General features: G+C 65.8%; 18 protein-coding genes and 2 tRNA genes. 14 read left to right on the top strand and 6 right to left on the bottom strand.

Annotated elements, in window-relative coordinates; all coding sequences use genetic code 11:
- Positions 1–22 precede the first annotated feature (22 nt).
- Positions 23–3,361, top strand: coding sequence for a 4-alpha-glucanotransferase (locus HF885_RS09105; protein ID WP_170104618.1), 3,339 nt, complete (start codon positions 23–25; stop codon positions 3,359–3,361).
- 95 nt (positions 3,362–3,456) lie between these two features.
- On the opposite strand, the gene HF885_RS09100 is transcribed toward HF885_RS09105, so the two are convergent.
- Entirely contained in the window at positions 3,457–4,242 is a 786-nt protein-coding gene (locus tag HF885_RS09100; protein WP_206109883.1) for a LytR/AlgR family response regulator transcription factor, read from the bottom strand.
- Between the two features lie 460 nt (positions 4,243–4,702).
- On the opposite strand from HF885_RS09100, the gene HF885_RS09095 reads away from it, so the two are divergent.
- The 6 genes from HF885_RS09095 (at position 4,703) to HF885_RS09070 (ending at position 10,895) form a co-directional block, all read left to right on the top strand.
- The gene (locus tag HF885_RS09095; RefSeq protein ID WP_170104616.1) at positions 4,703–6,898 is read left to right on the top strand and encodes a DUF7601 domain-containing protein; all 2,196 of its coding nucleotides are present in this window, start codon (positions 4,703–4,705) and stop codon (positions 6,896–6,898) included.
- 59 nt (positions 6,899–6,957) lie between these two features.
- Positions 6,958–7,290, top strand: coding sequence for a hypothetical protein (locus HF885_RS09090; RefSeq protein ID WP_206109882.1), 333 nt, complete (start codon positions 6,958–6,960; stop codon positions 7,288–7,290).
- Complete coding sequence (lepB, locus tag HF885_RS09085; RefSeq protein WP_170104614.1) at positions 7,283–7,831, top strand: signal peptidase I; 549 nt, start codon at positions 7,283–7,285, stop codon at positions 7,829–7,831. The genes HF885_RS09090 and lepB overlap by 8 nt, the downstream gene beginning before the upstream one ends.
- A 71-nt stretch (positions 7,832–7,902) precedes the next feature.
- Positions 7,903–8,919: a DUF7601 domain-containing protein gene (locus tag HF885_RS09080; protein WP_170104613.1), complete on the top strand. Its 1,017-nt coding sequence runs from the start codon at positions 7,903–7,905 to the stop codon at positions 8,917–8,919.
- A 99-nt stretch (positions 8,920–9,018) separates the two neighbouring features.
- Positions 9,019–9,789: a class B sortase gene (srtB, locus tag HF885_RS09075; protein ID WP_170104612.1), complete on the top strand. Its 771-nt coding sequence runs from the start codon at positions 9,019–9,021 to the stop codon at positions 9,787–9,789.
- A 20-nt stretch (positions 9,790–9,809) separates the two neighbouring features.
- Positions 9,810–10,895 (top strand): Spy0128 family protein, encoded by a 1,086-nt coding sequence (locus tag HF885_RS09070; protein ID WP_170104611.1) that lies wholly within the window; start codon positions 9,810–9,812, stop codon positions 10,893–10,895.
- A 751-nt stretch (positions 10,896–11,646) separates the two neighbouring features.
- Here the strand turns inward: HF885_RS09070 and HF885_RS10575 are convergent.
- On the bottom strand, positions 11,647–11,775 hold the full coding sequence (locus tag HF885_RS10575; protein WP_268935616.1) for a hypothetical protein: 129 nt from the start codon (positions 11,773–11,775) through the stop codon (positions 11,647–11,649).
- Between the two features lie 253 nt (positions 11,776–12,028).
- On the opposite strand from HF885_RS10575, the gene mfd reads away from it, so the two are divergent.
- The 5 genes from mfd (at position 12,029) to HF885_RS09045 (ending at position 19,259) form a co-directional block, all read left to right on the top strand.
- The gene (gene mfd / locus HF885_RS09065) at positions 12,029–15,493 is read left to right on the top strand and encodes a transcription-repair coupling factor (protein WP_170104610.1); all 3,465 of its coding nucleotides are present in this window, start codon (positions 12,029–12,031) and stop codon (positions 15,491–15,493) included.
- Positions 15,494–15,496: 3 nt separating this feature from the next.
- Positions 15,497–16,489: a nucleoside triphosphate pyrophosphohydrolase gene (gene mazG, locus HF885_RS09060; protein ID WP_170104609.1), complete on the top strand. Its 993-nt coding sequence runs from the start codon at positions 15,497–15,499 to the stop codon at positions 16,487–16,489.
- Positions 16,490–16,769: 280 nt separating this feature from the next.
- Entirely contained in the window at positions 16,770–17,768 is a 999-nt protein-coding gene (locus tag HF885_RS09055; RefSeq protein WP_170104608.1) for a septum formation initiator family protein, read from the top strand.
- On the top strand, positions 17,765–18,754 hold the full coding sequence (locus HF885_RS09050; RefSeq protein WP_170104607.1) for a phosphatase: 990 nt from the start codon (positions 17,765–17,767) through the stop codon (positions 18,752–18,754). The genes HF885_RS09055 and HF885_RS09050 overlap by 4 nt, the downstream gene beginning before the upstream one ends.
- 420 nt (positions 18,755–19,174) lie before the next feature.
- Positions 19,175–19,259: transfer RNA gene (locus HF885_RS09045), tRNA-Leu, on the top strand.
- Between the two features lie 108 nt (positions 19,260–19,367).
- Here HF885_RS09045 and HF885_RS09040 read toward each other — a convergent pair.
- The gene (locus HF885_RS09040) at positions 19,368–19,784 is read right to left on the bottom strand and encodes a hypothetical protein (RefSeq protein WP_170104606.1); all 417 of its coding nucleotides are present in this window, start codon (positions 19,782–19,784) and stop codon (positions 19,368–19,370) included.
- 346 nt (positions 19,785–20,130) lie between these two features.
- On the opposite strand from HF885_RS09040, the gene HF885_RS10665 reads away from it, so the two are divergent.
- The gene (locus HF885_RS10665) at positions 20,131–21,852 is read left to right on the top strand and encodes a UTRA domain-containing protein (RefSeq protein WP_170104605.1); all 1,722 of its coding nucleotides are present in this window, start codon (positions 20,131–20,133) and stop codon (positions 21,850–21,852) included.
- The gene (locus HF885_RS09030) at positions 21,845–22,900 is read left to right on the top strand and encodes a transketolase family protein (protein ID WP_170104604.1); all 1,056 of its coding nucleotides are present in this window, start codon (positions 21,845–21,847) and stop codon (positions 22,898–22,900) included. The genes HF885_RS10665 and HF885_RS09030 overlap by 8 nt, the downstream gene beginning before the upstream one ends.
- A 132-nt stretch (positions 22,901–23,032) precedes the next feature.
- On the opposite strand, the gene HF885_RS09025 is transcribed toward HF885_RS09030, so the two are convergent.
- The 3 genes from HF885_RS09025 to HF885_RS09015 form a co-directional block, all read right to left on the bottom strand.
- Positions 23,033–23,108 (bottom strand) — tRNA-Glu (locus HF885_RS09025).
- Between the two features lie 42 nt (positions 23,109–23,150).
- Entirely contained in the window at positions 23,151–24,122 is a 972-nt protein-coding gene (locus HF885_RS09020) for a hypothetical protein (protein WP_170104603.1), read from the bottom strand.
- A complete protein-coding gene (locus tag HF885_RS09015; RefSeq protein ID WP_170104602.1) occupies positions 24,122–25,270 on the bottom strand; it encodes a response regulator receiver protein in 1,149 nt (382 codons plus the stop codon). The genes HF885_RS09020 and HF885_RS09015 overlap by 1 nt, the downstream gene beginning before the upstream one ends.
- Between the last annotated feature and the right edge of the window lie 61 nt (positions 25,271–25,331).

Below are 25,331 nucleotides of genomic sequence, written 5' to 3'. Positions count from 1 at the left end.
CAGAACAGAAGAGGGTACGGCTTTGAGGGCTAGGCATAACACCTCAGACAGCCAGTACAGGAACCCGTTCGGCGCCGCCATCGCTGGCGGCGCCGTTTCCTTGTACATCGACGTCTGGGACGAGCCATCTGCGGTGGCTAGGCTTCGCATGTGGATAGACGACAAGGGCGAGAAGATCCTGGACATGGACCGCATCCCCCTCGGCGAGGAAGAGGCCGCCCAGTTCGGGGACGACGTCCCCGTGCGCTTCGGCGTCACGATCGAGCCGGAGGAGCCCGAGGTCATCTGGTACTCGTTCCAGATCGTCGCGGCGGACGGCGCCGTCTGGCGCTACGGCGCCGCGCGCGAGCACGGCTGCGGCGAGGGCGCCTTCGCGTTCGGCGAGCCACCCTCGTTCCAGATCACCGTGTACCGCAACGAGCGCAAGGAGCAGCCGGACTGGTACAGAAACGGCATCGTCTACCAGATCTTCCCGGACCGCTTCTATCGCGGCAAGGGCTGGGAGAAGAGCGTGGAGGCCGCGTTCAAGAAGCCCCACAACGCCGGCCCCGGCATGAGGTTCGTGGACGACTGGTTCACGTACCCGCGCTACGACAAGACCCAGGACGGCCGCATCGCAAACTGGGACTTCTACGGCGGCACGCTTAACGGCATCCGCGAGAAGCTCCCGTACCTCGAGGCGCTCGGCATCACGGTCATCTACCTCAACCCCATCTTCGAGGCGGCGTCCAACCACCGCTACGACACGGCGAACTACCTCAGGATCGATCCCATGCTCGGCACGGAGGACGACTTCAAGGCGCTGTGCCAGGACGCCTCTTCCCGCGGCATCTCCATCATCCTCGATGGCGTGTTCAACCACGTCGGCGCGGACTCCCTCTACTTCAACAAGTACGGCAACTACGGCACGGAGGGCGCGGCCCAGCCCGGCGCCTCCGCGTACGACACCTGGTTCGACTTCAACGGGGACGGCAGCTACAAGAGCTGGTGGGGCGTCGACGACCTGCCAGACGTGAACGAGGACAGCCCAGACTTCCGCGAGCTCATCTGCGGCCACGACGGCGTCATCCGCAAGTGGCTGCGCCTCGGCGCGCGCGGCTGGCGTCTCGACGTGGCCGACGAGCTCTCCGACGACTTCATCTCAGAGATCAAGGCGGCGGCCCTGGCCGAGAAGCCCGATGCCGTCGTGATCGGCGAGGTCTGGGAGGACGCGACCAACAAGTTCGCCTACGACCGCCTCCGCCACTACTTCTGGGGCTCCGAGCTCGACGGCACCATGAACTACCCGCTGCGCAAGGTCCTTCTCGACTTCCTCACCAACCGCGTGGAGGCCGCGGAGGTCTGCCGCGTCACGCAGTCCCTCATGGAGAACTACCCGCCGGAGGCGTTCGCGGGCGAGCTCAACCTCCTGGGTAGCCACGACCGCATCAGGCTCCTCACCATACTGGGTAACTCGCCGGAGCCGGACTCCCTTGGCGACTACCAGCGCTACGCGTTCCGCCTGGACAGGGACCACACCAACCTCGCCGTCAGCCGCCTGTGGGTCGCGGCCCTGCTGCAGATGACGCTGCCCGGCGTCCCAAGCATCTACTACGGCGACGAGGCCGGTCTCCAGGGCTACGGCGACCCGTACAACCGCGCCGCCTACCCGTGGGGCCGCGAGAACAAGGACTGCTTCGACATCTATCGCAACGCCGTCGCCATCCGGAAGTCGCTCCCCGTGTTCACGGACGGCACCTACCGCCCGTTCGCGGTCGGCCGCGACGTCTTCAGCTTCTGGCGCGAGGACGCAGAGTCCAAGGTGTGCGTGCTCGTGAACGCGAGCCTCGACGTAGACCACACCGTCACGATCCCGCTGGACGGCCTCGAGGTGGACGACGTGGTCTCCGGCAAGGAGCCCGAGGTCGCGGACGGCAGCGCCCGCGTGTTCCTGTGGCCGCTCGGCACGGCCGTCCTCAACCTGCACAAGAGGCAGCGCCTGCAGAAGCCCATGGAGCGCGGCATGGGCGTGGTGTGCCACGTCACGTCGCTTCCCAACCCCGGGCGCCCCGGCAAACCGGGTACGCTGGGAGACCCCGCGTACCGCTTCATCGACTACCTCGCGGCGGGCGGCCAGCGCTACTGGCAGGTCCTGCCCGTCAACCCCACGGACCACTTCGGCTCCCCGTACGCGGGGCTCTCTGCGTTCGCGGGCAACGTCGCGCTCATGTGGGGCTACGATGAGGAGGGCGGCACCGCGTTCTCCGCGGACTTCGAGGGCACGCGCGAGTACCGCGACTTCCTGCAAGAGAACGAGGAGTGGCTCATCCCGTACGCAACGTTCCGCGCCATCAAGCGCCGCATGGGCGAGAAGAGCTGGCAGGAGTGGCCCAAGCGCTATCGCGAGTACAGCGACAGGCTCGCCCACAGCAAGGAGCTTGCCGCGGACGTGCGCCGCGAGTGCGCCGTGCAGTTCGAGTTCATGCGCCAGTGGGGCGAGGTGCGCGCCTACGCCAACGCCCACGGCGTCAAGATCATCGGCGACATGCCCATGTACGTGAGCGCGGACTCCTCCGACGTCTGGGCGGAGCGCAAGTACTTCGCGGTGGGCGCAGACGGCTACCCCGCGGGCCAGGCGGGCTGCCCGCCCGACAGCTTCTCCGCCGACGGCCAGCTCTGGGGCAACCCCACGTACCGCTGGGACGTCATGCGTGCGGACGGCTACCGCTGGTGGATGCGCCGCTTCAAGCGCGCGTTCCAGCTGTACGACTACGTCCGCCTCGACCACTTCCTCGGCTTCAGCAGCTACTACTGCATCCCCAACGGCAAGACCCCGCTCCAGGGCTCGTGGTACTTCGGGCCGGGGATCGATCTCTTCAAGCGTGCGTACCAGGAGTTTGGTCCGCTGCCCGTCGTGGCGGAGGACCTTGGCACCGTCACGCCTGCCGTGCGCGCCCTCGTGAGCGCCACGGGCTTCCCGGGCATGGACGTCGCCCAGTTCTACCAGGGCGACCCCAGCCAGAGCTACGTGCCCGCGACGCAGAAGATGGTCTACACCTCCACGCACGACACCAACACGCTCCTGGGCTGGGTGCGCGAGCACTACGGCCTTACGCCCGCCGCCGGCGCCAGCGAGGAGGAGGTCGTTCGCCTGCACGACGAGGCCGTCGCCAAGGCGGACCGCGTGATGGACGCGTGCCTTTCCACAAACGCGGACGTCGCCATGGTCACGCTGCAAGACGTCTTTCGCCTGGACGAGAACCACCGCATGAACGTGCCGGGCGTCGCCACGGGCAACTGGAGCTGGCAGGCAGACCAAGAGGCCATTGACGCGTCGCAGGATCACTTGCGCGATCTGGCCGAGAAGAGCGGCCGCATCTAGCGCCGGCGCACCTGTCCGCCCGGGCGCGTGCGGACAGGTGGAAAAGGAGGCGGGCCGGGGGCGCTTTCGTCCTCGACCCGTCTTCTAGCCTCGGTCTACTTTCGTTTGGGGGTGCTATTTTCACGCTCTGATACGAGCCTCGCACGGATTATCGCATCAAGAACCTCCTCGCGAACGCTCTTGCTGCGACGTTCCGGTATGGGGATGTGCGAGCTGCCCGCCAGGCGGATCTCTCGCCGCGAAATCTGCTCAACGTGCAGGACGTTGATGACATAGCTGCGGTGGACGCGCACAAAGTAGTCGGGAAAGTCGCGCAACAGCTCGCTGAGGGCGACGCGCACCCGGATCTGCCGCTGCGGCAGGTGGACAATGGTGTACTGGTGGCGGCTCTCCAGGTACAGGACCTCGGCGCGGTTCACCACGTGCGAGTGGCCATCCGTGTCGCGCAGGATGATCGGGTTTTCTCGCGCTTGCACGCTGACGGGAAGCTTGTCGATTGGCATGTCCAGCGGGGCAAGTGGGAGCGAGAAGTGCATGTGAACGAGCCCGGGCTCCTCAGGCTGGATATGCCAGACAAAGGTGCAGCGAAAGCCGATCGTCCCGCGGGAGGAATCGAGCGCGTTTCCCAGCAGGAGGATGGTGCAGACCTCGTCCGTCTCGAAGATGCGACGGACCTGCAGCACCCGATAGTCGAGGATTTTGGGAAGACTACGTACTCTTTTGCAATACGATTCCAACTGCTCGTGTGCGGGTTCGTGTGTGTTCGTGAGGGGGCTCACGAACGAGAATCCAGCGTCAGCCTGTTCAAGGTAGGTGTTCAGGTCACCATGCCAGAGGGCGTCGAACAAGTCGAGGGACCGTTCGGACAGGTCACACCGCATGCCTAAAACCTCCAAAAATATGCAATCAGTTGGCACATCTAATAAACGCGCAGCTGGCTTTCCGGGCCGTGCGCTTTCGCACGAGTACGGGCTCCGGCGGTAGTCATGCCAGCGCGTTACCAATAAATCTACCAATTACCTTGGGCTTTTTGGACCTTGCGTTCAGGTATTCGGACCAGAGACCCTTTGGCTCCCTTTGGGTTCGATTACTATGCTAGCAAGCATTTTGGTAACGCGAAAAATGCCAATAAAGTGGCACAACATTTCAGTTGGTATTGAGGGTTGCCTTATGCGGAATGAAAAGCAGTCAGGGGTCGAGCAACGCGTTCGACCAAGCTAAGGCCAATCGGGGATGCTCATGATGATTAAACGCAGCAACAGGGGCAAGTTAAGCGGGAGCCTGGGAGGCAGAGGCTCCTCCCGACATGACAGGGAGCGCGCTATCAGAAGGTCCTTCGGGATGGTTGCCATCTCGGCTCTTGCGGCCGTGGCTGTGGCGCTGTTTGCCGCCGTGCCGGCGTTTGCCGACGTGTCGCTTGGAGCCCCCGAATACTCGAAGACCGCCACTCTCGACCCCGCTACCGGAAAGATCAATATCACGCTCTGTGTCACTGGTAACACTGACACGAGTGAGTCCAAGTCGAGCGCCAATCTCATCGTGGTTCTGGATACGTCGGGATCGATGAACGAGGGCGTCGATAAGGTATCGAACCCCGACAAGAGCAAGACGTACTACGTTCAGCGCAATAATTACAAGTGGTATGCAGTCTCGTATAGGTGGCATTTATTGGGCGGTCACGGCTGGTACGATTCTGATGGCCGCAAATACGATGAAGATGAATTATTCTCAAGTAAAACAACCCGTCTCGACGTTGCTAAAAGCGCTCTCTATGGGCTTGCGGACCAGCTCATCTCCGACAACGATAGTACCGTCAAAATCTCGCTCGAGACTTTCTCTGGTAATGGCAATGCGCCCAGCGAATATTATGGCGGGGGACAGTTGGCCTCTTTCAAAGAGCGTGTCAACAAGCTGACAGCAGAGGGCGGCACCAATTGGACTGATGCACTCGCAAAGGCAAACGACAAGGCCAAGGAGGAATCCTCCACCCCTACCTACATAGTCTTCCTCTCGGACGGTAGGCCCACATACAGCATGAATGAAAATGGCTCTCGTTACGGCAATGGTACCGAAAACCAGTCCGACAATACGATTAGTCAGTTCGTGACGGATGCGGTCAATACTGCGAACGCCCGGCCGAGTAACGTTCTGGGGTTCTACGCGATATACACGGGGTTGGACGCGGCTGACAGCATGAACAGATTTGCGTCTAGGACCAACGCTTCGCCGAATGGGCAGGCCATTGACGGTTCTAATAGCGATGCACTACAAAGCGCCTTTAGCGACATCGTGAAGACCATCAAAACGGGCATTTCGTACACGAACGTAGAGATTACGGACACTAAGTCTGGCTATGTTGATTACGTACTTCCAGAGGGTGCCACGGATCCGGTCTTCACGTATCAGAAGAATGGCGTGGCATGGGAAGATGCACCCAAGGCATCCTTTGACAAAGACAATGGTCAGGTTAGCTGGAACCTTGGCAGTCTCAAGCTCGATAAGGATGTGACCTACTCGGTCAGCTTTGAGGTCACGCTGAAACAGGAAGCATACGACGAAGCCGCCCGGGACGAGCTGAAGGACAATCAGGTGCCTACGAATGGCCCTGCGACGCTGTCGTATAGCACCGTGATTACCACGACCGGTCAAGATCCAACAGTGTCGGATTCAAATTCAATTGAGATAACGTCACCAACAGTCACTGTTCCCACATCCATCCTGCATGTCTCGAAGAACTGGGTGAAGAATGGTTGGGACAACGTGAACCTGCCATCCGAACTGCAGGTTAAGGTCAAGCAGGATAACAAGTACTCCGACTACAAGATCGTGACGCTCAATGCGAGTAATAACTGGTCGGCAGATGTTGTCGTTGCCGCAGGTCCCCAGGGCCATACGTATTCCGTAGTAGAGGATGCGCCCGCAGGTTGGGATGCAGTGCTGCCCAACAAAGGCGCGACCCTGCAGGGGCTGACTACGCAAAAAGCCGACCAGGCAATAACTAACACCATCAAGACCGCGAAGCTGACCATCACGAAGTCGGTCGCAGGCAACTTCGGCGACACCTCGAAGGCCTTCAGCTTCACGCTCACGGACGCTTCTGGAAACGCAATCACCAACGTCAAGGCGGCTGACGGCACTTCGGACGGTGTGAGCCTTGGGAACGATGGCTCCTTCACGCTGAAGAATGGCCAGAAGCTTGTGGTCGAGCTTCCCTACGGAGCTTCGTACAAGGTGGTCGAGAACGACCCGAAGGGTACGAACGACACCGTTGACTACATCACCACGATCAAGGCGACCGCTACTGGTACAACTACCGACGCTGGTGCAACCACCGATGCGAAAGAGCGCACTGCCAGCTCACCTAACGATGGCATCACGAAAGACACGACCATCACGTACACCAACAAGCGCGACGTTACGCCGGACGTGGGCGTCGACCTTGGCAGCGGCGCTCCCTATGCAGCCGTATTCGGCGGGGCCGGCCTTGCCGGAGTGATCTGGATGGTCCTCAAGCGTCGGAACAGCCTGGGAATCTAGTGGTGCTTGGCATGGGGAAACACTCGAGGTCCGATGCGCCCTACGTGCAGAAGGCCAGCGTGAATCCGGTTGTGCCCGTCGTGGGAGGTACCCAAAGACCTAAGGCGGGTCGCGACCGCACCAAGGCTCCTACGGCAGCCGACTACGGTATGCCAGCGCAGACCGAGAGGGCTACCCAGCCGGAGCCCCTCAGCGAGGAGCGGGAAGAACTACTCGCATGGCTCAAGGCCATGACGTTCAAGCGGGTAAAGTTTGGCGGCGTAAGCGAGGAGGACGTCTGGAAGAAGATATCTGAGCTCAACCGACGGTATGACGCCTGCCTTAGAGCAGAGCGGGCACGTTATGACGCGCTGCTCGAGTCCAGGGGAATCAAGGGGTGGCCGCATGCCTAGGGTCACCGAGAAGGGCGGGCTTGCGGAAGGAGTGATTCAGGCCCGCTGGGCGAAGGCGAGAGATCGCGAAGGATGGCTTTCGCTCATTGGGAAGGTGATTGTTCTTCTCGCCGCGCTGTGGTTGCTCTTCTCGTTCGTGTTCTGCTTGCACAGGGTGCGTGGGAACGACATGTATCCGGCTATGCAGGATGGGGACCTGGTTCTGACATGGAGGCTTCAGGGTTCGTACAACCAGAACGATGTTGTGGTGTACAGATACCGGGGCAAGGAGCTGGTCGGGAGGGTCCTGGCGAAGGAGGGGGACGTGGTCGACCTCACGGACGATGGACAGGTGACCGTGAACGGCACTCCAGAGTCCAACGAGATCTACCAGACGAAGGCGGAGAAGGCCGTCAAGTTTCCCTACTTGGTTCCGAAGGGAAAGATATTCGTCCTGGGTGACTTTAGGACCCAGGCTACAGATAGCAGGAAGCTCGGCGCGATTCCCACGAACGACGTCGAGGGAGTGACGATCGGGTTGCTCAGGAGGCGCAAGTTCTGAGCCTCAGCACGTTTGATGAATGGCGATTTGCATCGCTTTCATATTTGGGAGACCGTTGGAGGGAGAACCACATGAACGCAAAGCTTACGAAGGGGCTGGCCGCCGCGGCAATCTCTGCTGCCATGATGCTGGGTGCCGCTGCTCCGGCGCTGGCTGAGGATGCCGCAACCGCAACCGTGAACGTGACCTATACGCAGGAGGGTATGGGCACGCGTCCGAGCGAGACGCTCAACTACATCTCTGTGAACAAGAGCGTTGAGGGATCCTCCAAGTACAGCGAAACTGAGTTCCCCACGCTCGAAGTAACGGGGGCGACGGTTGATAGCAAGACTACCAGCGGCGAAGTCACGATTAAGCTTCCGACCTATGAAACCGTCGGCATTTACAAGTATGAGCTTACGCCGAGCTATACGGTCAGCAATGATGCCGGTGTTACCTATGACGACCAGAAGCTCTACGTGACTGTTACCGTGCAGCAGACTGAAAATGGTCTTGAGAGGACGGTGGTCGTCCACCGTGGATCTGAGGATGGCGATAAGACCGGCGACATTGCTCTTAAGTACTCCACTGGTAAGCTGACCGTCACGAAGAAGATCACTGGTAACCTTGGTGACACGAACAAGAAGTTCGACTTCAAGGTTGAGCTTACTGGTCCCGAAGGCAAGGCAATTAACGGTACGTACCACTATACGGTGCCCGGAAGTACCGAGGAAAAGACGATTACTTTCAAGGATGGCACAGCGACCGTTACTGGGTCCCTGGCGAATGCTGACTCGATCGTGATTACCGATCTTCCTGCGGGCGTTACCTACGACGTGTCCGAACTCAATGGCGAGGATGCTGTTGCTGAGGACGGAACTGGCAAGGCCGCTGATGGCTATACGCTGACGAACGTTGAGAAGTCCGATAAGACTGAGACCATCGCAGCTAACGACAAGGATACCGAGACGTATACGAACGACAAGAGCGAAACAAATATCGACACCGGCGTCCTGCTGAACAACGCTCCCTACATCGCCATCCTCGGCGGTGCGGCTGTTGTTGCGATTTACTTCGTGAACAAGCGTCGTCACAGCGATATGGACTAGTTGCCACTTTGGTGGACTAGAAGTTTTTGGTAATGGGTTCACAGGTTGCGGGCGGGCAGCCCGCCCGCAACCTACCTACTGGTAGAGGAGGTGCGGTGCATGGGCGAATCTAAGCCACTCAAGTTTTGCAATAGGGTCTTTAACGTCGTGCTTGCCGCACTTCTGGTGGGTGCCACGCTTTTTGCGGGGTACTCACTCTGGGATAACCAGCAGGTCTATGCCGAGGCGAAGAACGTGAGGGACGACCTGCTGAACCTGAGGCCCAAGGAGGGCAAGGACCACAGGAAGGCCTTCGAGAAGCTGAGGAAGATCAATCCCGACGTGGTGGCGTGGATCACCATGGACGGGACGAAGATCGACTACCCGATTGTCCAGGGTGAGGACGACCGGGAGTACATCAACAAGGACGTGTACGGAGACTTTGCCCTCTCTGGTTCGATATTCCTTTCCTCGCAGTGCAACCCCTCGTTTACCGACTCGTACTCCCTGGTCTACGGTCACCACATGGTTGACCACCTTATGTTTGGCGACCTTGACCTCTATCACAGCAAGAAGTTCTTCAACAAGCACACGACAGGCGTCCTCATGACGCCAGACAATACGTACGGCTTGGAGGTGCTCGCCGTGATGACGGTGAACTCCTCTGATAGCACGATCTTCTCGCCCACTTCGTGGGCAAAGGACTGCTCTGGGGTCGTGAACTATGCGGTCCAGAAGGGCGAGCACGTCCACAACGACGTGGTCGAGAAGATCGGAGCCGACACCGCGAAGGAGCGGATAGTGGCCTTGGCCACGTGCTCCTCTGAGGGAACCGAGGCTCGGACGGTACTGCTGGCAGGGATCGTCCCCTATACGGGTGACGGCAAGTAGATGGCGAGTTAGGAAGAGAAATGAAGATCAAACACAGGCTCATGGCTGCTGCGCTCGCGCCAGCGCTGCTCCTCCTGGCGGCCCTGTTCCCCGCGAACGCACTGGCGGTCGACGGACACGCGATCAAAGGGGACGCGACTACCGTAAAAGTACCCGTGAGCGTGACCACGTCTGGCCAGGGCATCCCGGGTGAGACGTATACGGTGAAGATTGAGGCGGAGACCGATGGCGCCCCTATGCCCAGCACGTCTGAGATTGACGTGAAGGGCGAGGAACTGAAGGCGGGAACCTACAAGGGCGACCCTGCCGAGTTTGACCTTGACTTCTCCAAGGCGCGCGTGGGCATCTACAAGTACCGCATCTCTCAGGTTGCCCCGGAGAATACCACCGGTCGCGGTGAGTACGACAGCACGGTCTACTACATGACCGTGACGTACGAGCACCCCGACGGAGACATGAGCAAGACTCTGGTGACCGCTGCGGTGCACGAGGGTACGCCTGAGGGCACGAAGGTTGCCGTGTGCAACTTTACGAACACGTACGCGAACCTTCCTGCCGGTGAGATTGACCCGCCCGTCACCAAGAAGATTGCCGGTGACAAGCCTGCCAAGAAGTCGACGTTCGACTTTGTGCTTGAGTCCATCGACGGTGCCCCGCTGCCTGAGGGCGCAAAGGACGGCAAGCTCACGACCAGCATCGAGGGCGAGGGTTCCATCGAGTTTGGCACAATCGCCTACACCAAGGCTGGGACGTACGAGTACAGGTGCTATGAGATCGACAAGGGTGAGGACGGATACACCTACGACAAGACCGTCTACACCATGCGCGTAGCCGTGACCGAGGGCACCAAGAACTTTAAGGTTGAGCGGGCCATTGTGGACAAGAACGGCAAGGAGCACGACTCTTTGACGTTCGTGAACACCTATAAGGCGCCCGCCAAGCCGGTTGTGAATAAGCCTGCAACGGTCAAGAAGGGTGGCTCGGGCGTTGTGAAGACGGGCGACACCAACAGCGTGGGTGCCGTTGTTGCCCTGGGCGCCATTGGTGCCGTCGTTGCGGCTGCCGCCGTGGTTATGAAGCGCGACGACAAGAAGGAAGAGAAGTAGGGCTTCCAGCTCACGCATTGATGTTCTGACTCGCATCTGAATGAGCACCTCCGGAGAAGATCCGGGGGTGCTCTTGTATTGAGGGGACGCAGAGTGGCGGCCTGCCGTGGGTAGGCTTGCTATGAGCGTGAGCGTAGAACTATTTCGCGCGAAAGCCCTCATTTGGGGTACGGGCGGAAAATATCGCCAAGGATACAGAACTGGAGGTTGTGGCTGGATACACTACAGATACCAGCGGTGCCCGTCCGTTCTCGACGTGTGCGCGGGCAACGCCAGGTGTTTCGAATCGAAAAGCCCGGTTGCACCCGGGCTTTTCTCATCTCCTTACGCTATCCGTTGTGATGTCTATGCTCCCTTATCAACCCCCTCACCTCCCTGACTACGTCGAGGAACGTTCGGGCGATGCTCGCGACGATCGCGAGGGCTTTCAGGACGCCATTCAACAGATTTAGCCGTGGGTAACAACGTCCACACTGGGCACCGCTGGTTTGTAAGCCCGGTTGCAGCCGGGCTATTCTTTGACTCTTCTAAACCCCTGCTGCGAGAGATACCGTTCGCGCTGTGCTGAGCTGACCGTCGGCCCGCCACGCGCCGAATTGCTCCGCAAAAACCGTATGGACAGCAAGGGGCGTTGCTGGGTAGAATACAGGTACACCAGCGGTGCCCGTCCATCCTAACTCGGGCGCGGGCAACGCCAGGTGTTGCGAATCGAAAAGCCCGGTTGCACCCGGGCTTTTCTCATCTCCTTACGTTATCCGTTGTGATGTCTATGCTCCCTTATCAGCTCCCTCGCCTCCCTGACTACGTCGAGGGACGTTCGGGCGATGCTCGCGACAAGCGCGAGTGATTGAAGGACTTTAAGGACAAAGTTCATGTCCATAGGCTTTACCTCCTTGTTGTGGGAGGCGTCGCCCGCATCCGGACACCGCTGGTGTGTGGGAGATTCTAACATCCCCCGTCAAGCCCCCGACCGAGGTATTTTGGGCAGTAATGGCGCAATGGCCCGTGCGCCGCAATGTTAGTGAAAGCTTGGCGCCACGGCGTGCGTTCGTGGCATGATGTAGGAAACAAGAATCGATGCGCGGACCCGGAACCGATGGTTTTGGGCCCGCTTGTGCTGTTGAGAGGTTCCCATGCTCATAAACAGAGTCGCCCAGAAGCTGCTGGCCGCGCCGGAGCTTGCGCCCGTGCTGCACGAGCTGGACGCCGGCCACGACGCGACGCTTGGCGTGCCGCAGAGTGCGCGCTCGCTGCTGGTTGCGGCGCTGTGGGCGCGCGACCCCAGGCCGTGCCTGCTGGTGGTGTCTGGCGAGGAGGCCGCGGACCGCACGGCACGCGCCCTGGCTGCGTGGCTGGGCATGGACGTGGTGTGCCGCTACCCGGACCGCCGCGACCTGCCGTGGGCGGACAAGCCGGCGGACGATGCCGTGGTGGGCGCCCGCTGCCGCGCCGTTGCGCGGCTTGCGGCGGGCGAGAAATGCCTGGTGGTTGCCAGCGCGCGGGCGCTCTTGCGCCGCGTGCCGCCCGTGGGATCCGGCTACTTTGCATCGAGCGCGTTTGCCGTGGGCGACGAGGTGGACTTTGCAGACGTGCCGCGGCTGCTGGTGGGCATGGGCTACACGGACGCGGGCGACCCCTCGGACGTGACGGCGCCCGGCACGTTCTGCGTGCATGGCGACGCGGTGGACGTGTTTCCCGCGCAGGCAACCTCCCCGGTGCGGTTGGAGTTCTTTGGCGACGAGGTTGACCGCGTGCGCCGCATGGTGCCCTCGACCGGCCAGACCATAGGCGAGCTGGACTCCGTCACGGTGAGCCCGTGCCGCGAGATCGCCCTCACGGACCAGACGGTGGCGCGTGCGTCGCGCGCACTGTACAACCGCGCGCAGAACGACTCGCGTGTGGCCGCGGACCTGGAGATGCTCGAGGCCCGCGCCGCGGAGCCCACGCTCGATAGGTACCTGCCCGAGCTGTACGGGGGCAGCTCTTCTCCCATGGACCACATGAGCGCGGACGCGCTGGTGGTGCTCGCGGAGCCGCGCGCCCTGTTTGACGACTGCATGCACGCGACGGACGACGTGGAGCAGGCGGCGCGCAACGCCCACGCCAGCGTGCAGGGACTGTTTACGAACCCGCGCCAGATGGACTTTGGCAAGCAGCAGCGGCTGAGCTTCTCGTCCATGGCGCGGGTGGGCGGACAGGCGGACGCGGAGCTGGACGTGCGCCAGCCGTCCATCGCCGGCAGCGACGCAAAGCTGCTTGGCCGCATGCGCCAGCTGGTGAACGACCGCGCGAGCATTGTGTTTGCCGTGCCGGACCGCGGTGCGCGCGAGGCGCTGGAGCTTACCTTTACGGACGAGAAGATCCCGCTGGAGGAGTCACTGGGGGCGGCGCCCAACCGCGTGCCGGTGTGCGACCCCGCGGCCATGCGCGACGTGGAGCCGCTGCCACGCGGCATCGTGACGTTTGTGGACGCGCCGGTGCCGGCCGGCGTGGTGGTGCCCTCCGCCGGGCTGGCCGTGTTTAGCGTGGGCGACCTCACGGCCCGCATGGCCCGCCACAAGCACCGCGTGCGCAAGGTGGACCCCACGAGCGTGACGTTCCTGTTCAAGCCGGGTGACTACGTGGTGCACGCCACGCACGGCATCGCGCTGTTTAGCGCCATCGTGCGGCAGGAGGTGGCCGGGCGCGAGCGCGACTACTTCCTGCTTGAGTACGCCGGCAAGGACAAGCTGTTTGTGCCGCTGGAGCAGGTGGACCGCATCACGCGCTACGTGGGGCCGGACGGGTCGAGCCCGCGCCTGACGCGCCTGAACACGGCGGACTGGTCACGCGCCACGGGCAAGGCCCGGCGCTCTGCCAAGAAGCTCGCGTTTGACCTGGTTGACCTGTACACCCGGCGCTCCACGGTGCAGGGGCACGCGTTTGCTCCGGACACGCCGGCGCAGGCGGACATGGAGGCGAGCTTTCCGTACGAGCTGACGCCGGACCAGCGCGCCGCGATAGAGGACATCAAGGCGGACATGGAATCGCCGAAGCCTATGGACCGGCTGCTCTGCGGCGACGTGGGCTTTGGCAAGACAGAGGTGGCGCTGCGCGCCGCCTTCAAGTGCTGCCAGGACGGCAGGCAGGTGATGGTGCTGTGCCCCACCACGATCCTTGCACAGCAGCACTACGAGACGTTCTTCAAGCGCTTCTCGCCCTTTGATCTGGACGTGAGGGTGTTGAGCCGCTTTGTGACGCCCGCACAGCAGCGCCAGGCGCTCGCCGGCTTTGCGGACGGCAAGGTGGACGTGCTCATTGGCACGCACCGCCTGCTGAGCGCGGACGTGAACCCGCACGACCTGGGCCTGGTGGTGATAGACGAGGAGCAGCGCTTTGGCGTTCAGCACAAGGAGCAGCTCAAGAACATGCGCGAGCAGGTGGACGTGCTCACGCTTTCTGCCACGCCCATCCCGCGCACCATGCAGATGGCCATGAGCGGCGTTCGCGACATGAGCCTGATCATGACGCCGCCCCCGGGGCGCCTTCCCGTAAAGGTAAAGGTGGGCGAGTGGGACCCGGACGTGGTGTCTGCCGCCATCCGCGCGGAGCTGGCGCGCGGCGGCCAGGTGTACTACGTGAGCAACCGCGTGACCACCATAGACGACGCCGTGGAGCGCGTGCGCGAGGCGGCTCCGGAGGCCCGCGTGGGCGTGGCGCACGGCAAGATGAGCGCCCAACAGGTAGAGGACGTGATGCTGGAGTTTGACGAGCACGAGATCGACGTGCTGGTGGCCACGACCATCATCGAGAGCGGGATCGACAACTCGCATACCAACACGCTCATAATTGAGGACGCGCAGCGTCTGGGGCTGGCGCAGCTGTACCAGCTCAAGGGCCGCGTGGGGCGTGGCCGCACGCAGGCGTACGCGTACTTCATGTTCCCGGGGCAGATTCCGCTGACGCCGGAGGCGACGGACCGCCTGATGGCCATAAACGAGAACCAGGACCTGGGCAGCGGCATGCGCATCGCCATGCGCGACCTAGAGATCCGCGGTGCCGGCTCGCTGGTGGGCGCGGAGCAGCACGGCAACCTGAGCAGCGTGGGCTTTGACCTGTTTACGCAGATGCTGGGCCAGGCCGTGAGCGAGGCGAAGGGCGAGGCCACGCCGGACGCGGCACCCGAGGTGAACATCAACCTGCCGGCGGACTTCTATCTTGCGGAGGAGTACCTGCCCGAGGTGGACAAGCGCGTGCTGGCGTACCGCCGCCTGGCGAGCGCGACGGAGCTCACGGACGTGGACCGCCTGCAGCAGGACCTGGAGAACAGCTATGGCGCCCTGCCGCTTGCCGGCCGCAACCTGCTGGACCGCGCGCGGATCCGCATACGCTGCCAGCGCCTGGGCGTGACCTCCGTCAGCCTGACGAGCGGCCGGATTGCGTACGTGGGCATACAGGTGCCGCGCGCCGTGGCGCTGAAGCTGAAGGAGCGCCGCGCGGTGATCTATCCCAAGACGCGCAAGATGAGCTACCCCTTCCACACCGGGCGCGAGGAGCTTTTGCCCGCCGCGCTGGGCGTGCTTGAGGAAGTTGGCGGCGACGACGAGGGCGAGGAGTAGGCCATGGATAAGGACGAGGCGCGGGGCAAGGACGAGGCGCGGGACAAGGACGACGTGGCTGGCGCGGGCGACGAGGTGTGGGGCGCGGCGGCTGCCGGCGCGGGTGTGGCTGCGGGCGAGTGCGACGCGGCGGCGCGGGCGGAGGAGCAGAGCCGCGCGCGGGCGGGCGCGCCGGGCACGCACCCGGAGTTTGACCGTCTGGTGCGTACGGTGTGGCGCCTGCGCCAGCCGGACGGCTGCCCGTGGGACCGCGCGCAGACGCACGAGTCGCTGCGCCGCGACATGGTGGAGGAGGCGTACGAGGCGGCGGACGCCGCGCTGGAGGGCGGTGCGCACCTGGCGGAGGAGCTGGGCGACGTGTTGATGCAGGTGCTGTTGAACGCGCAGGTGGCGGCAGACGCCGGCGAATTCACGATTGACGACGTGTGCCGGCAGATAAACGCGAAGCTCGTGCGGCGCCACCCGCACGTGTTTGGCGACGCAGCGGCCGCGGACGCCGGCGCGGTGGCTGCGATATGGGACGACGTGAAGCGCCGCGAGCGGGAGGGGCGCGCCGACGCGGGTGCGCCCGAGGGGCTGCTGGACTCCGTGCCGCGGTCGCTGCCCGCTCTGCTGCAGTGCCAGAAGATATCCACGCGCGCGGCTCGCGCCGGCTTCGAGTGGGCGAGCGTGGACGACGTGTGGGACCAGGTGGCCTCCGAGCGGCGGGAGTTCGAGGACGAGGAACGCGGGAGCGAGGAGGCGGCCGAGGAGTTTGGCGACGTGCTCTTCTCGCTTGTGAACGTAGCCCGCTGGGAGGGCATCGACGCGGAGGCGGCTCTGGACGCAAGCAACCGCAAGTTTAGGCGGCGGTGGTCCGCGATGGAGCGGATGGCGCGCGAGGAGGGCCTGGAGCTGGACGGCCTGGGCGCCGAGCGGCTGAACGAGCTGTGGCGTCGCGCGAAGTTGGAGGAGCGGGCGGGCGACGCCGGGACCGGCTCGGGCCGGGCGGAGTGACGCGGCGCGGCGGCGGGCGGCGGCAGCGAGCGGCGTGCGGCGGCGTGCGGCGGGCGGCGTGCGGCGGGCGGCGCGCGGCGGGCGGTCTGCTGAGTTTGCGGGATTGTGAGGAGGGGTCGCGACGGGCGCGGCCCCTCTGCTATAACTGAGGGGAGGCGCGCGAGCGCCGGCCGACCAACGAAGCTGAAACGAAGACGACGGCATGAGCATGCAGAACCAGACCCCATCGGGCAACGTTGTTGCCCCGACCACACGTGGCGTGACCGGTCGAAGGAGACCCGTGCAGAAAGACGACGGCAACCCCAGCGGCGGCGAGCGCCGTTCCGAGAGCGACGAGCGCTTGGCAGACAACGGCAAGAGAGAGGCCCAGGGTCGTCGGCCTCGTCGCGGGACCCGGAGGACCGACGGTCCGCTTGGGAAGCACGAGTCGAAGAACACGAAGAAGATGATTGCGGCGCAGGCGATTGACCCGGCGAAGGACATCGCCGCGTCGAGGGAGCGCATGGCTTGGGAGGACGCGCGTGCGAAGCGCGCCGCGGACGCCCGGGTCAACGCGGCCGCCGGCGCCGGTGCGGCGAGTGCCGCAGGTGCCGAGGGCGTTGCGAGCACGAAGGCCGTGGCGGCCGTCGACCACGAGACGGCCCTCGCGAAGTCCGAGGCCGCGTACGGCGTGCGCCAGAACGCCGCGACCTACGACGACGTTCGCGAGGCAAAGGCGGCGAGGGGCGCGAAGCGTGGCACTTCTCGCCTGGACGCGCGCGAGCCCCGCCGCGGCGCGGGTCGCGAGGATCGCGATGGCCGCGAGGAGAAGGCGTCTGCCGGCGAGCGCGTGGCGGCGGCAAGGGAGCGCGCGGCATCCGGCGCGCAGACGGCTCGCGAGCGCGCGACGTCCGCGGGGGAGTGGGCCGCGGCTCACCGCCGGCTGTGGATCGTGCTCGCCGTGGTGGTTGCCGTGGTGGCCGCGCTGTACGGGCCGGCGCAGCGGTACTACGTGTCGATGCGGACGACGCAGGACCTGCAGGTGAAGTACGCCGCGCTGAAGAGCCAGAACAAGGACCTGAAGAGCGACGTGGACACGCTGATGTCCAAGGAGGGCATCGAGGACCAGGCGCGGAAGAACGGCTACGTGTATCCCGGCGAAAAGGGCGTCGAGGTGAAGGGGCTGAAGGAGGACGGCAAGGACCCCTCGGCCGCCATCACGTACAAGGACGACCGCGCGTGGTACACGAAGGTGCTGGACGCGCTGTTTGGCTACGACAGGAAGACGGTGCTGAAATGACGAGGGTCGCGTGCATCGACATCGGGACGGTGACGGCGAGGCTGGCCGTGGCGGACGTCGAGGGCGGCCGCGTGACGCGGATGCTGAAGCAGTCGACGATCTGCAACCTGGGCGAGGGCCTGACGCGGACCGGCATGATCTGCGAGGCGGCAGCCGGGCGCGTGCTGGCGTGCGTGGACTCGTATTTGGCCGCGGCCCGGCAGGCGCGGGCGCCGAGGATCTGCTGCACGCTGACTTCGGCGGCGCGCGACGCGGGGAACTCTGACGCGCTTCTGGCGGAGCTTGCGGCGCGCGGGCTGCACGCGCAGGTGATTCCCGGCGAGGTCGAGGGGTCGCTCACGTTCTTGGGCGTGGCGCAGGACTTTGCGGACCGCGAGATCCTGGTTGCGGACAACGGCGGTGGCTCGACCGAGATCGCCGTGGGCAGCATGGGTGCCGAGCGCGGGTTGGCGCTGGACCGCGTGCGGTCCGTGGACGTGGGGTGCCGGCGCATGACGGAGAAGTTCCTGAGCGCGGGCGACCCGCCGAGCATGGCGGACGTGGAGCGCGCCCGGCGGTGGGCGCGTGGCATGTTTGACGACGCGGTGGCCGCGGAGGGCGTGCGCGAGCTGGCGCCGGAGCTGATGGTGACGACCGGTGGCACGGTGACGAGCCTGGTTGCCGTGAAGCTGGGACTGGAGCCGTACGACCCGCGAAGGGTCCATCTTGCCGAGCTTAGCCGCGAGGACGTGGAGGCGCTTCTCGCCCGGTTTGCCAGCGCGACGGAGGCGGAGCGCGCCGCGATGGCGGGGCTTCAGCCGAAGCGCGCGAACGTGATTCTGGGCGGCACGATCGCGGTGGCCGCGCTGATGGAGTCGTGCGGGTTCGAGCGGCTGACCGTGAGCGAGAGCGACCTGCTGTTTGGGCTATCGATCTGCGCGGCCGCGTTGGCGGACGGCGGGGCGAGCCCGCTGGGCTGGGAGCCGGACCTGAGCGAGCTGCGGTAGGGCGCCGGGGCCGGGTTCTGGCGCGTGAGTGCGTCGCTTGAGGGTTTGGGCGCGCCGCTTGAGGCCGGCCGGACACGCGGCGGGGGCGCGAACGTATAACACTCAAAATAAGGTTTGCGTTTGCGCGACAAAACCGCAGGATTTTGAAATGTGCCGAAAAAATGTTGTACGTTCGCGCCCGGGGACAAGCCTCAAGCGGTGGCCGCGGGGCGCAGCGGAGGGCCGATGCGTTGGGAGGGCTGATGCGTTGGCATAACGTAGAACTAAAATTTTTAGTTCTACGTTAGGGCGACAAAACCGCAGGATTGCAGGAGCCCGGAAATTATAGTTGTACGTTAGCGGCTGCGGTTGGCGGGCGCGGCGGGTCCTCGCGAGCGAGGGACGCGCGCCGCGGGGCGCTGTGGTAAGGTTTTTGGTCACGGGGGCGTGGCGGAATTGGCAGACGCAGCGGACTTAAAATCCGCCGGCCTAGGTCTTGTGGGTTCGAACCCCACCGCCCCTACCAGCACATGAGAGCGGCGGACGGGAGCGGGTGCTTCCGTCCGCCGCTTTGCGTTGCGGGCCGTGTTGCGGGCTGCGCGGTGGCGTGGGTCGCGCGGGTGGCGATGCGGCGCTACGCGAACATGCCGCACAGGAGGCCAACGAAGAAGCCGCCGTACTCGATGACGCAGAAAACGACCGTGAGGATGACCATGAGCGAGGTAGCGACCTGTCCGCCTTGCAGCCGTGCGATGAGGGAGAGCGCGACGTACAGCGCGTAGATCGCCACGATCGCGATGACGAGGGTGCGGCGGGCGCGGGTGCGCTGCCCGGGCGTGCGGGGCGCGGAATCGTCCGGGCGGAGCTTGCGCATGAGGAAAAGCCCGAGCGAGAACAGCAGGATGGGCATGGCCACGAGGTCGAGAACCGTCGCGAACGTGAACACGTAGTACGTCTGGGGGATGTCCTGCAGAAACGCGATGTAGACGACGGCGTACGCCGCGGCCGCCGCGACGACGGCGCGGGACGCGAACCTTAGCTTGGATTCCATGGGACCCCTCCTCCGAACTTTCTGGCGTGGGCATTTTGCCAGTACGAACGGCGTGTCGTGTGGTGTGACCCGCGCATTTTCCGCGGCGTGGCGTCGTGCTGCCGCCGCGCTGGCGGGCTTGCCCTGAGTATACCCATGACAGCATGATGGAAATTTCAGAAAGTATGCGCGCGCCGCGCGCGCGAGCGTTAGGGCGGCGTAAAGTCATGCCTGTTCATAACATGTCCTGTACACAACTTGTCTGTATGCAAGTTGTTCAGTCGCAGGTCGCACGCGGAGCACGGCGCCGGGGCGCCGGCGCAAGCGGCGCGCGACCACGTGCGACGGCATATGCAGAGGGGGCCTCATGGCCGAGTACGACTTTGGCTTTCCCACTCCGGACGCGCCGGGGGCGGCGGGCGGGGCCGCGAGCACGGAGCCCACGCTCCTCTCGGCGGATTCGCCCGACCCGCTGAACGTGCAGCTTTCCGAGATAATGCGCGTCAAGATCCGCAACCGCGAGTGGCGGCGGGGGCGCTACATTCCCTCCGAGGCGGACCTGATGGCGCAGTACGGCGTGAGCCGTGGGACCGTGCGCAAGGCGATCGGGACGCTGGTGGCCGAGGGGCTGCTGGTGAGCCGCAAGGGGAGCGGGACCGTGGTGGCGGACGGCGGCATTGCGCGGCCGGGCAACGCGCGGTCGTTTAGCTTTGCGGCGTCGCTTCGCGACGGCGGCGTGCGGTACACGACGCGGGTGCTGCGGAAGGACGTGCTGCCGGCTCCGGCGGAGGTGGCGGAGAGCCTTCAGGTGGAGCCCGGCGAGCCGGCGCTGTTTATGCGGCGCGTGCGATCCGTGGGCGGACGGCCCGTGGTGTGCCAGGAGAGCTGGTCGAACCTGGCGGCATGCCCGGGGCTGGAGCGGGCGGACTTCACGACGGAGTCGCTGTTTGACGCGGTGGAGCGGTGCTCCGGCCGCAAGATCGCGCTCTCGCACATGCACTACTCGTCGTGCCGGGCGGGGGCGGAGCATGCGGCGTGCCTGGCGTGCGGCGCGAGCGACCCGGTCATGGTGCTCGAGCAGCGCATAGAGCTGGCAGACACAACGCCCATCGAGTGGAGCCTCACGTGGCTGGGGCCCAACCAGTCCATCGTGGGCGTGTCCAGGCAGAGCGACGGCTTCCCCGGCCCGCTCGAGCTGGACGGCATCCGCACGCACGCGCGCGAGGGCGCCGCGGAGAACGAGGCCACGCGCGCGCTGCGCCGCCGTCTAGACCTGGACGCTCTTGAGGTGCGACGCGGCGTGGTGGAGTGGGGCCGCCGCTACATGGGGAGCCCGCTGCACTTTGGCGGCGCGCTCTCCATGGCAGAGATCGTGGCCGTGCTGCTGGGGGAGGTCATGCACACCGGACGGGACGGCACGCCTTGGGACGAGCGCGACCGCCTGATCGTGAGCAAGGCGCACGCGTCCGTCGCGCTGTACCCCATGATGCTGAAGTGCGGCCTCATAAGCCAGGACGACGTGGACCGCGGGCTGTTTGGGCCGGATGCGCGCCTGTTCAAGCACCCGGAGCGCGACCCCCAGCGCGGGTTCGAGATATCCGGCGGCAGCCTGGGCATGGGCCTGGGCTACGCCGCGGGCCTCGCGCTGTCGCTGCGCCGCAAGCGCCTGCCCGGGCGCGTGTTCTGCGTGGTGGGCGATGGCGAGTGCGACGAGGGGTCCGTGTGGGAGTCCGCCGCGCTCATTGGCTACAAGCGCCTGGCCAACCTGACCGTGGTGGTGGACGCCAACGGCATGCAGCTGGACGGCCCCACGGCGCAGATACTTGACAACGGGCCCATCAACAGGAAGTTCGCCGCGTTTGGCTTTGACGTGGCAGAGGTGGACGGGCACGACGTGATCCAGCTGGCGGACGCCCTGCGCAACCCCGGCGACCGCCCGCGCGCCGTGGTGGCGCGCACGCTCAAGGGCCACGGGCTCTCGTTCGCGGAGGGCCACGCGGAGTGGCATGACAAGGCCCTGACGGAGGAGCTGTACCAGCAGGCCATGCGCGAGCTGGACGCGCGCGAGGAGGCGATACGCGGTGAGTAGCACGGACGCACGGGGCGAGAAGAACGCGGCCGCCGTGGCCGGGGGCACGGGCGTGGCCGCGGCTGCCGCGCGGGTTTCCGCCGAGGAGTCCGCGCACTTCTCGGCCATGAACCCGAAGCAGGTGTTTGGCGAGGTCATGGGCGAGCTTGCCGAGCGCGACGGCGGGCTTTCCGTCGTGGTCTCTGACTACGGGCGGCGCCTGAACCTGGACCACATGCGCAAGGTGCTGCCCGAGGGCTTTGTGCAGTGCGGCATCGCGGAGCAGAACCAGGTGGAGGTGGCGGCCGCGCTCGCGAACGAGGGGCTGACCACGTTTGCGCCGAGCTACGCCACGTTCATCACGGGGCGCGTGTACGACCAGATCCGCGTGAACCTGGGCATGATGCGCTCGCCGGTGGCGCTGGTGGGCGTGTCCGCCGGGTGCGAGTCCGGCATGCTGGGCGCGAGCCACATGGCGCTGGAGGATGTGTCGCTCATGCGCGGCGTGCCTAACGTGGAGGTGTTCTGCCCGGCGGACAACGCAGAGCTCGCGAGCGTGCTGCGGCTGCTTGCCGCCGCGCCGCGCCCGGCGTACGTGCGCACGAACACGCTGGATGGCGTCAGCCTGCACCCGGACGGGACCACGGCTGTGGCCGGGCGGGCGCAGCGGCTCTTCTTGTCCGAGGGGGCGCCGGAGGTGAGCCTGGTGGCCACGGGCACCATCTGCAGCCGCGCCGTGGAGGCGGCCCGGCTGCTTGCCGCGGACGGCGTGTCCGCGGAGGTGCTGGAGATGCTGACCGTGAAGCCGCTGGACGTGGCGGCCGTGGACGCGCTGGCCGCCGGCGGCCGCAAGCTGGTGGTGACGGTGGAGGAGCACAGCGTGGTGGGCGGCCTGGGCGCGGCCGTGGCGGAGCGCATGTCCGCCCGAGGCGGCGCGCCGGCGCTGCTGAGGCTGGGCATGCCGGACGCGTACCAGAACGCGGACTCCCAGGCGGCCCTGCTGGAGCGCGCGGGGCTTACGTCCGAGGGAATCGCGGCGCGCGTGCGGGAGCGGCTGGCTCGCGGGTAGGGCGGTGGCGGTGCCGGCGGGCGTCCGCGTGGTGAAGGCCGCGCGGCACGGTGCGCGCAGCACGTGGCGCGCGCAGATGGCCGCGACGCAAAAGGGCCCGCCGGCGTGTGCCGACGGGCCCGATGCGTGCGATGGTGCCCCCAACGAGACTCGAACTCGTGTTACCGCCTTGAAAGGGCGGTGTCCTAGGCCACTAGACGATGGGGACGCAAGCAAGCAGTATACCAGACTGGCGTCGCGTGCGGGGCGGCTACCACCCCAGGCCAGAATTATCCGCGAACGTCCGCGCGGACTGCACCATGCCGGGCTGGTCCTGCACCCACGTCACCAGGTCCGGCACGTCCACCACGATCGGGTCCGCCTCGTGCACGGCGAGCGTGACCTCCTCGAAGCTGTATGGCGTGGCGGCGGGGCGGTCTGGCAGGTACGTGTCCACCATCACGGGGCGCAGCAGTGCGTACACGCCGCCCTCGCACAGGGTGTCCAGCCCCTTGAGCGCGCGCCGCGCGGCGCCCATGCGGCCGAGCTTGTAGAACAGGATCAGCCGCGCGAGCTGCGTCCAGCTGTCGCCGCGCCGCCCGAACGACGCCTCGAGCGCATCGAGCGCCGACTCGTCCTCCAGCCGCGCGAGCGCGAGCGCGCTGGTGTGGCGCGCGCCAAGCGGGTCCGCGTGCGTGGCGCCCGTCACCTGGCGCGCCACGGAATCCGCCATGCGGTAGCGCGCGGAGTCCAGGCACGTGCGCGCGATGGCCGCCTTCACGCGCAGCCGCCCGCGCGCGAACACGTCTGACCACGCGTCCGCCCCGGCCGCCTGCGACACGGGGCCCAGCCGCCCGGTGGCGTCGCGGTCGATCTGCAGCAGCTCGTCCAGCAGCGGGTCCGGATCGAGGTCCTGCGCCAGCGCCAGCAGCAGCTGCGCCTCCGTGCAGCCCGCGTCGAGCGCCAACGCGCGGCGGCACTGCGTGCGCAGCCGCTCCATCCGCTTCGCGCGCTGCGAGAAGAACTCGCCGTCGTCCAGGAGGTCGTCACCCTCGCGCGCCTCGTCCAGCGCCGCGACGGCGCGCGCCACCACGGCGAACGCCTCGTCCGAGCGGTCCTCCACGAAGCGCTCCGGGTCCTCGCGCACGGCAAGCAGCAGCTCGGCGTAGCCGCTGTCAGAAAGCCCCAGCTTGGCGCGGCGCTTTGCCGCGAGCCTCAGCACCAGCTCCTCGCGTCCGTCCATCACCTGTCGCCCCCGTCCGCGCGTGGCCCGTCCGGCCGTCCGCCGGCCGTGGGCCCGCCGGGCCGCTGTCCGCCCGCGCCCGCGCCGCCCGTGCCGCCCGCGGCCGCGTCCATGCTCTTCTCGTATGCGCGAAGCTCGGCCACGTCGCGGGGGTCAAGCCGCTGCGCCTGCGCCGCGACCCACGAGCCCAGCGCGCCGCGCCCGTGGCTGTCGCGCCCCTCCTGCAGCAGGACCGTGGCCTCGGACGTCGCGACGATGAGCTCGTCCTCGCTGTACGGCGGCACGGCCAGGCGGCAGAACACGCCGTCCGGCAGCTCGCGCTGGCTGGCCAGCGTCGCGGCTGCGTGCGGGTACGTGGCCAGGAGCGCGCGCAACTGGCGCAGGGCGTCGTCCTCGTCGTGGCGGCTGTGCGCCAGCGACACGCGCGCGATGAGCTGCCACGCGTCCGCGCCCTCGTGCCGGCGCGGCACGCCCAGGGTGGCGGAGCGCTGCGCAAGGGCGTCCAGCCCGGCCGCGTCCTCGAGCTTGGCGTAGGCCAGCGCGGCCGAGAAGCGCACGTCCGCGGCATCGTTGGGGTCTGCCTCCAGCGCGCGGCGGCAGATGTCCAGGCACTGTCGGTTGCGGCCGCAGATGAGGGCCTTGTCTGCCATGGTCGCGAGCCAGCGCAGGTACGGGCGCATCGCGAGGTCCGCCTCCAAGAGCGAGCGGTCGCCGTCGTCCTTGGCAAGCGCCGCGTCGCGCGCGGCGGTGCAGGAGCGGCGCACGTCCTTCTCGCCCTGCTCGAGGTAGTGGAAGAACGCGTCAAAGCCGGCGATCGTGGCCGCGTGCTGCATGCGCGCGGCGTCGTGGCAGTTGGGGTCGAGCGCCAGGGCCTCTTCCAGCAGCGCGTGGCCGCGCCGGATGAGCTCGGCCGCGCGGGCGTCGGACTCCGCGAACGGCAGCTGGTAGTCGATCACCGTGGTGGCGCGGGCCACCAGGTGAAACGCGCGGTCCGCGTCCGTCTGGGGCAGCGAGTCGCGGTCCTGCGAGAAGCGCCGCCCGAACGACGCGAACGCCCGTGCGGCGCCCGCGGCACCGCCGCCGTCGAGCGAGCGCGCGAAGCGCAGGCCCAGGCGCTGGTAGTCCTCGCGGTTTGGATCAAACGACACGGTGCGCCTCCCTCCTGCGCGCGGCCGGCCATGGTCGCGGCCGCCGTTGCCGTGGGCCCTG

The organism is Parafannyhessea umbonata, from assembly GCF_012844235.1.
GTDB lineage: Bacteria > Actinomycetota > Coriobacteriia > Coriobacteriales > Atopobiaceae > Parafannyhessea.
This window is presented reverse-complemented; position numbering and strand designations above follow the sequence as displayed.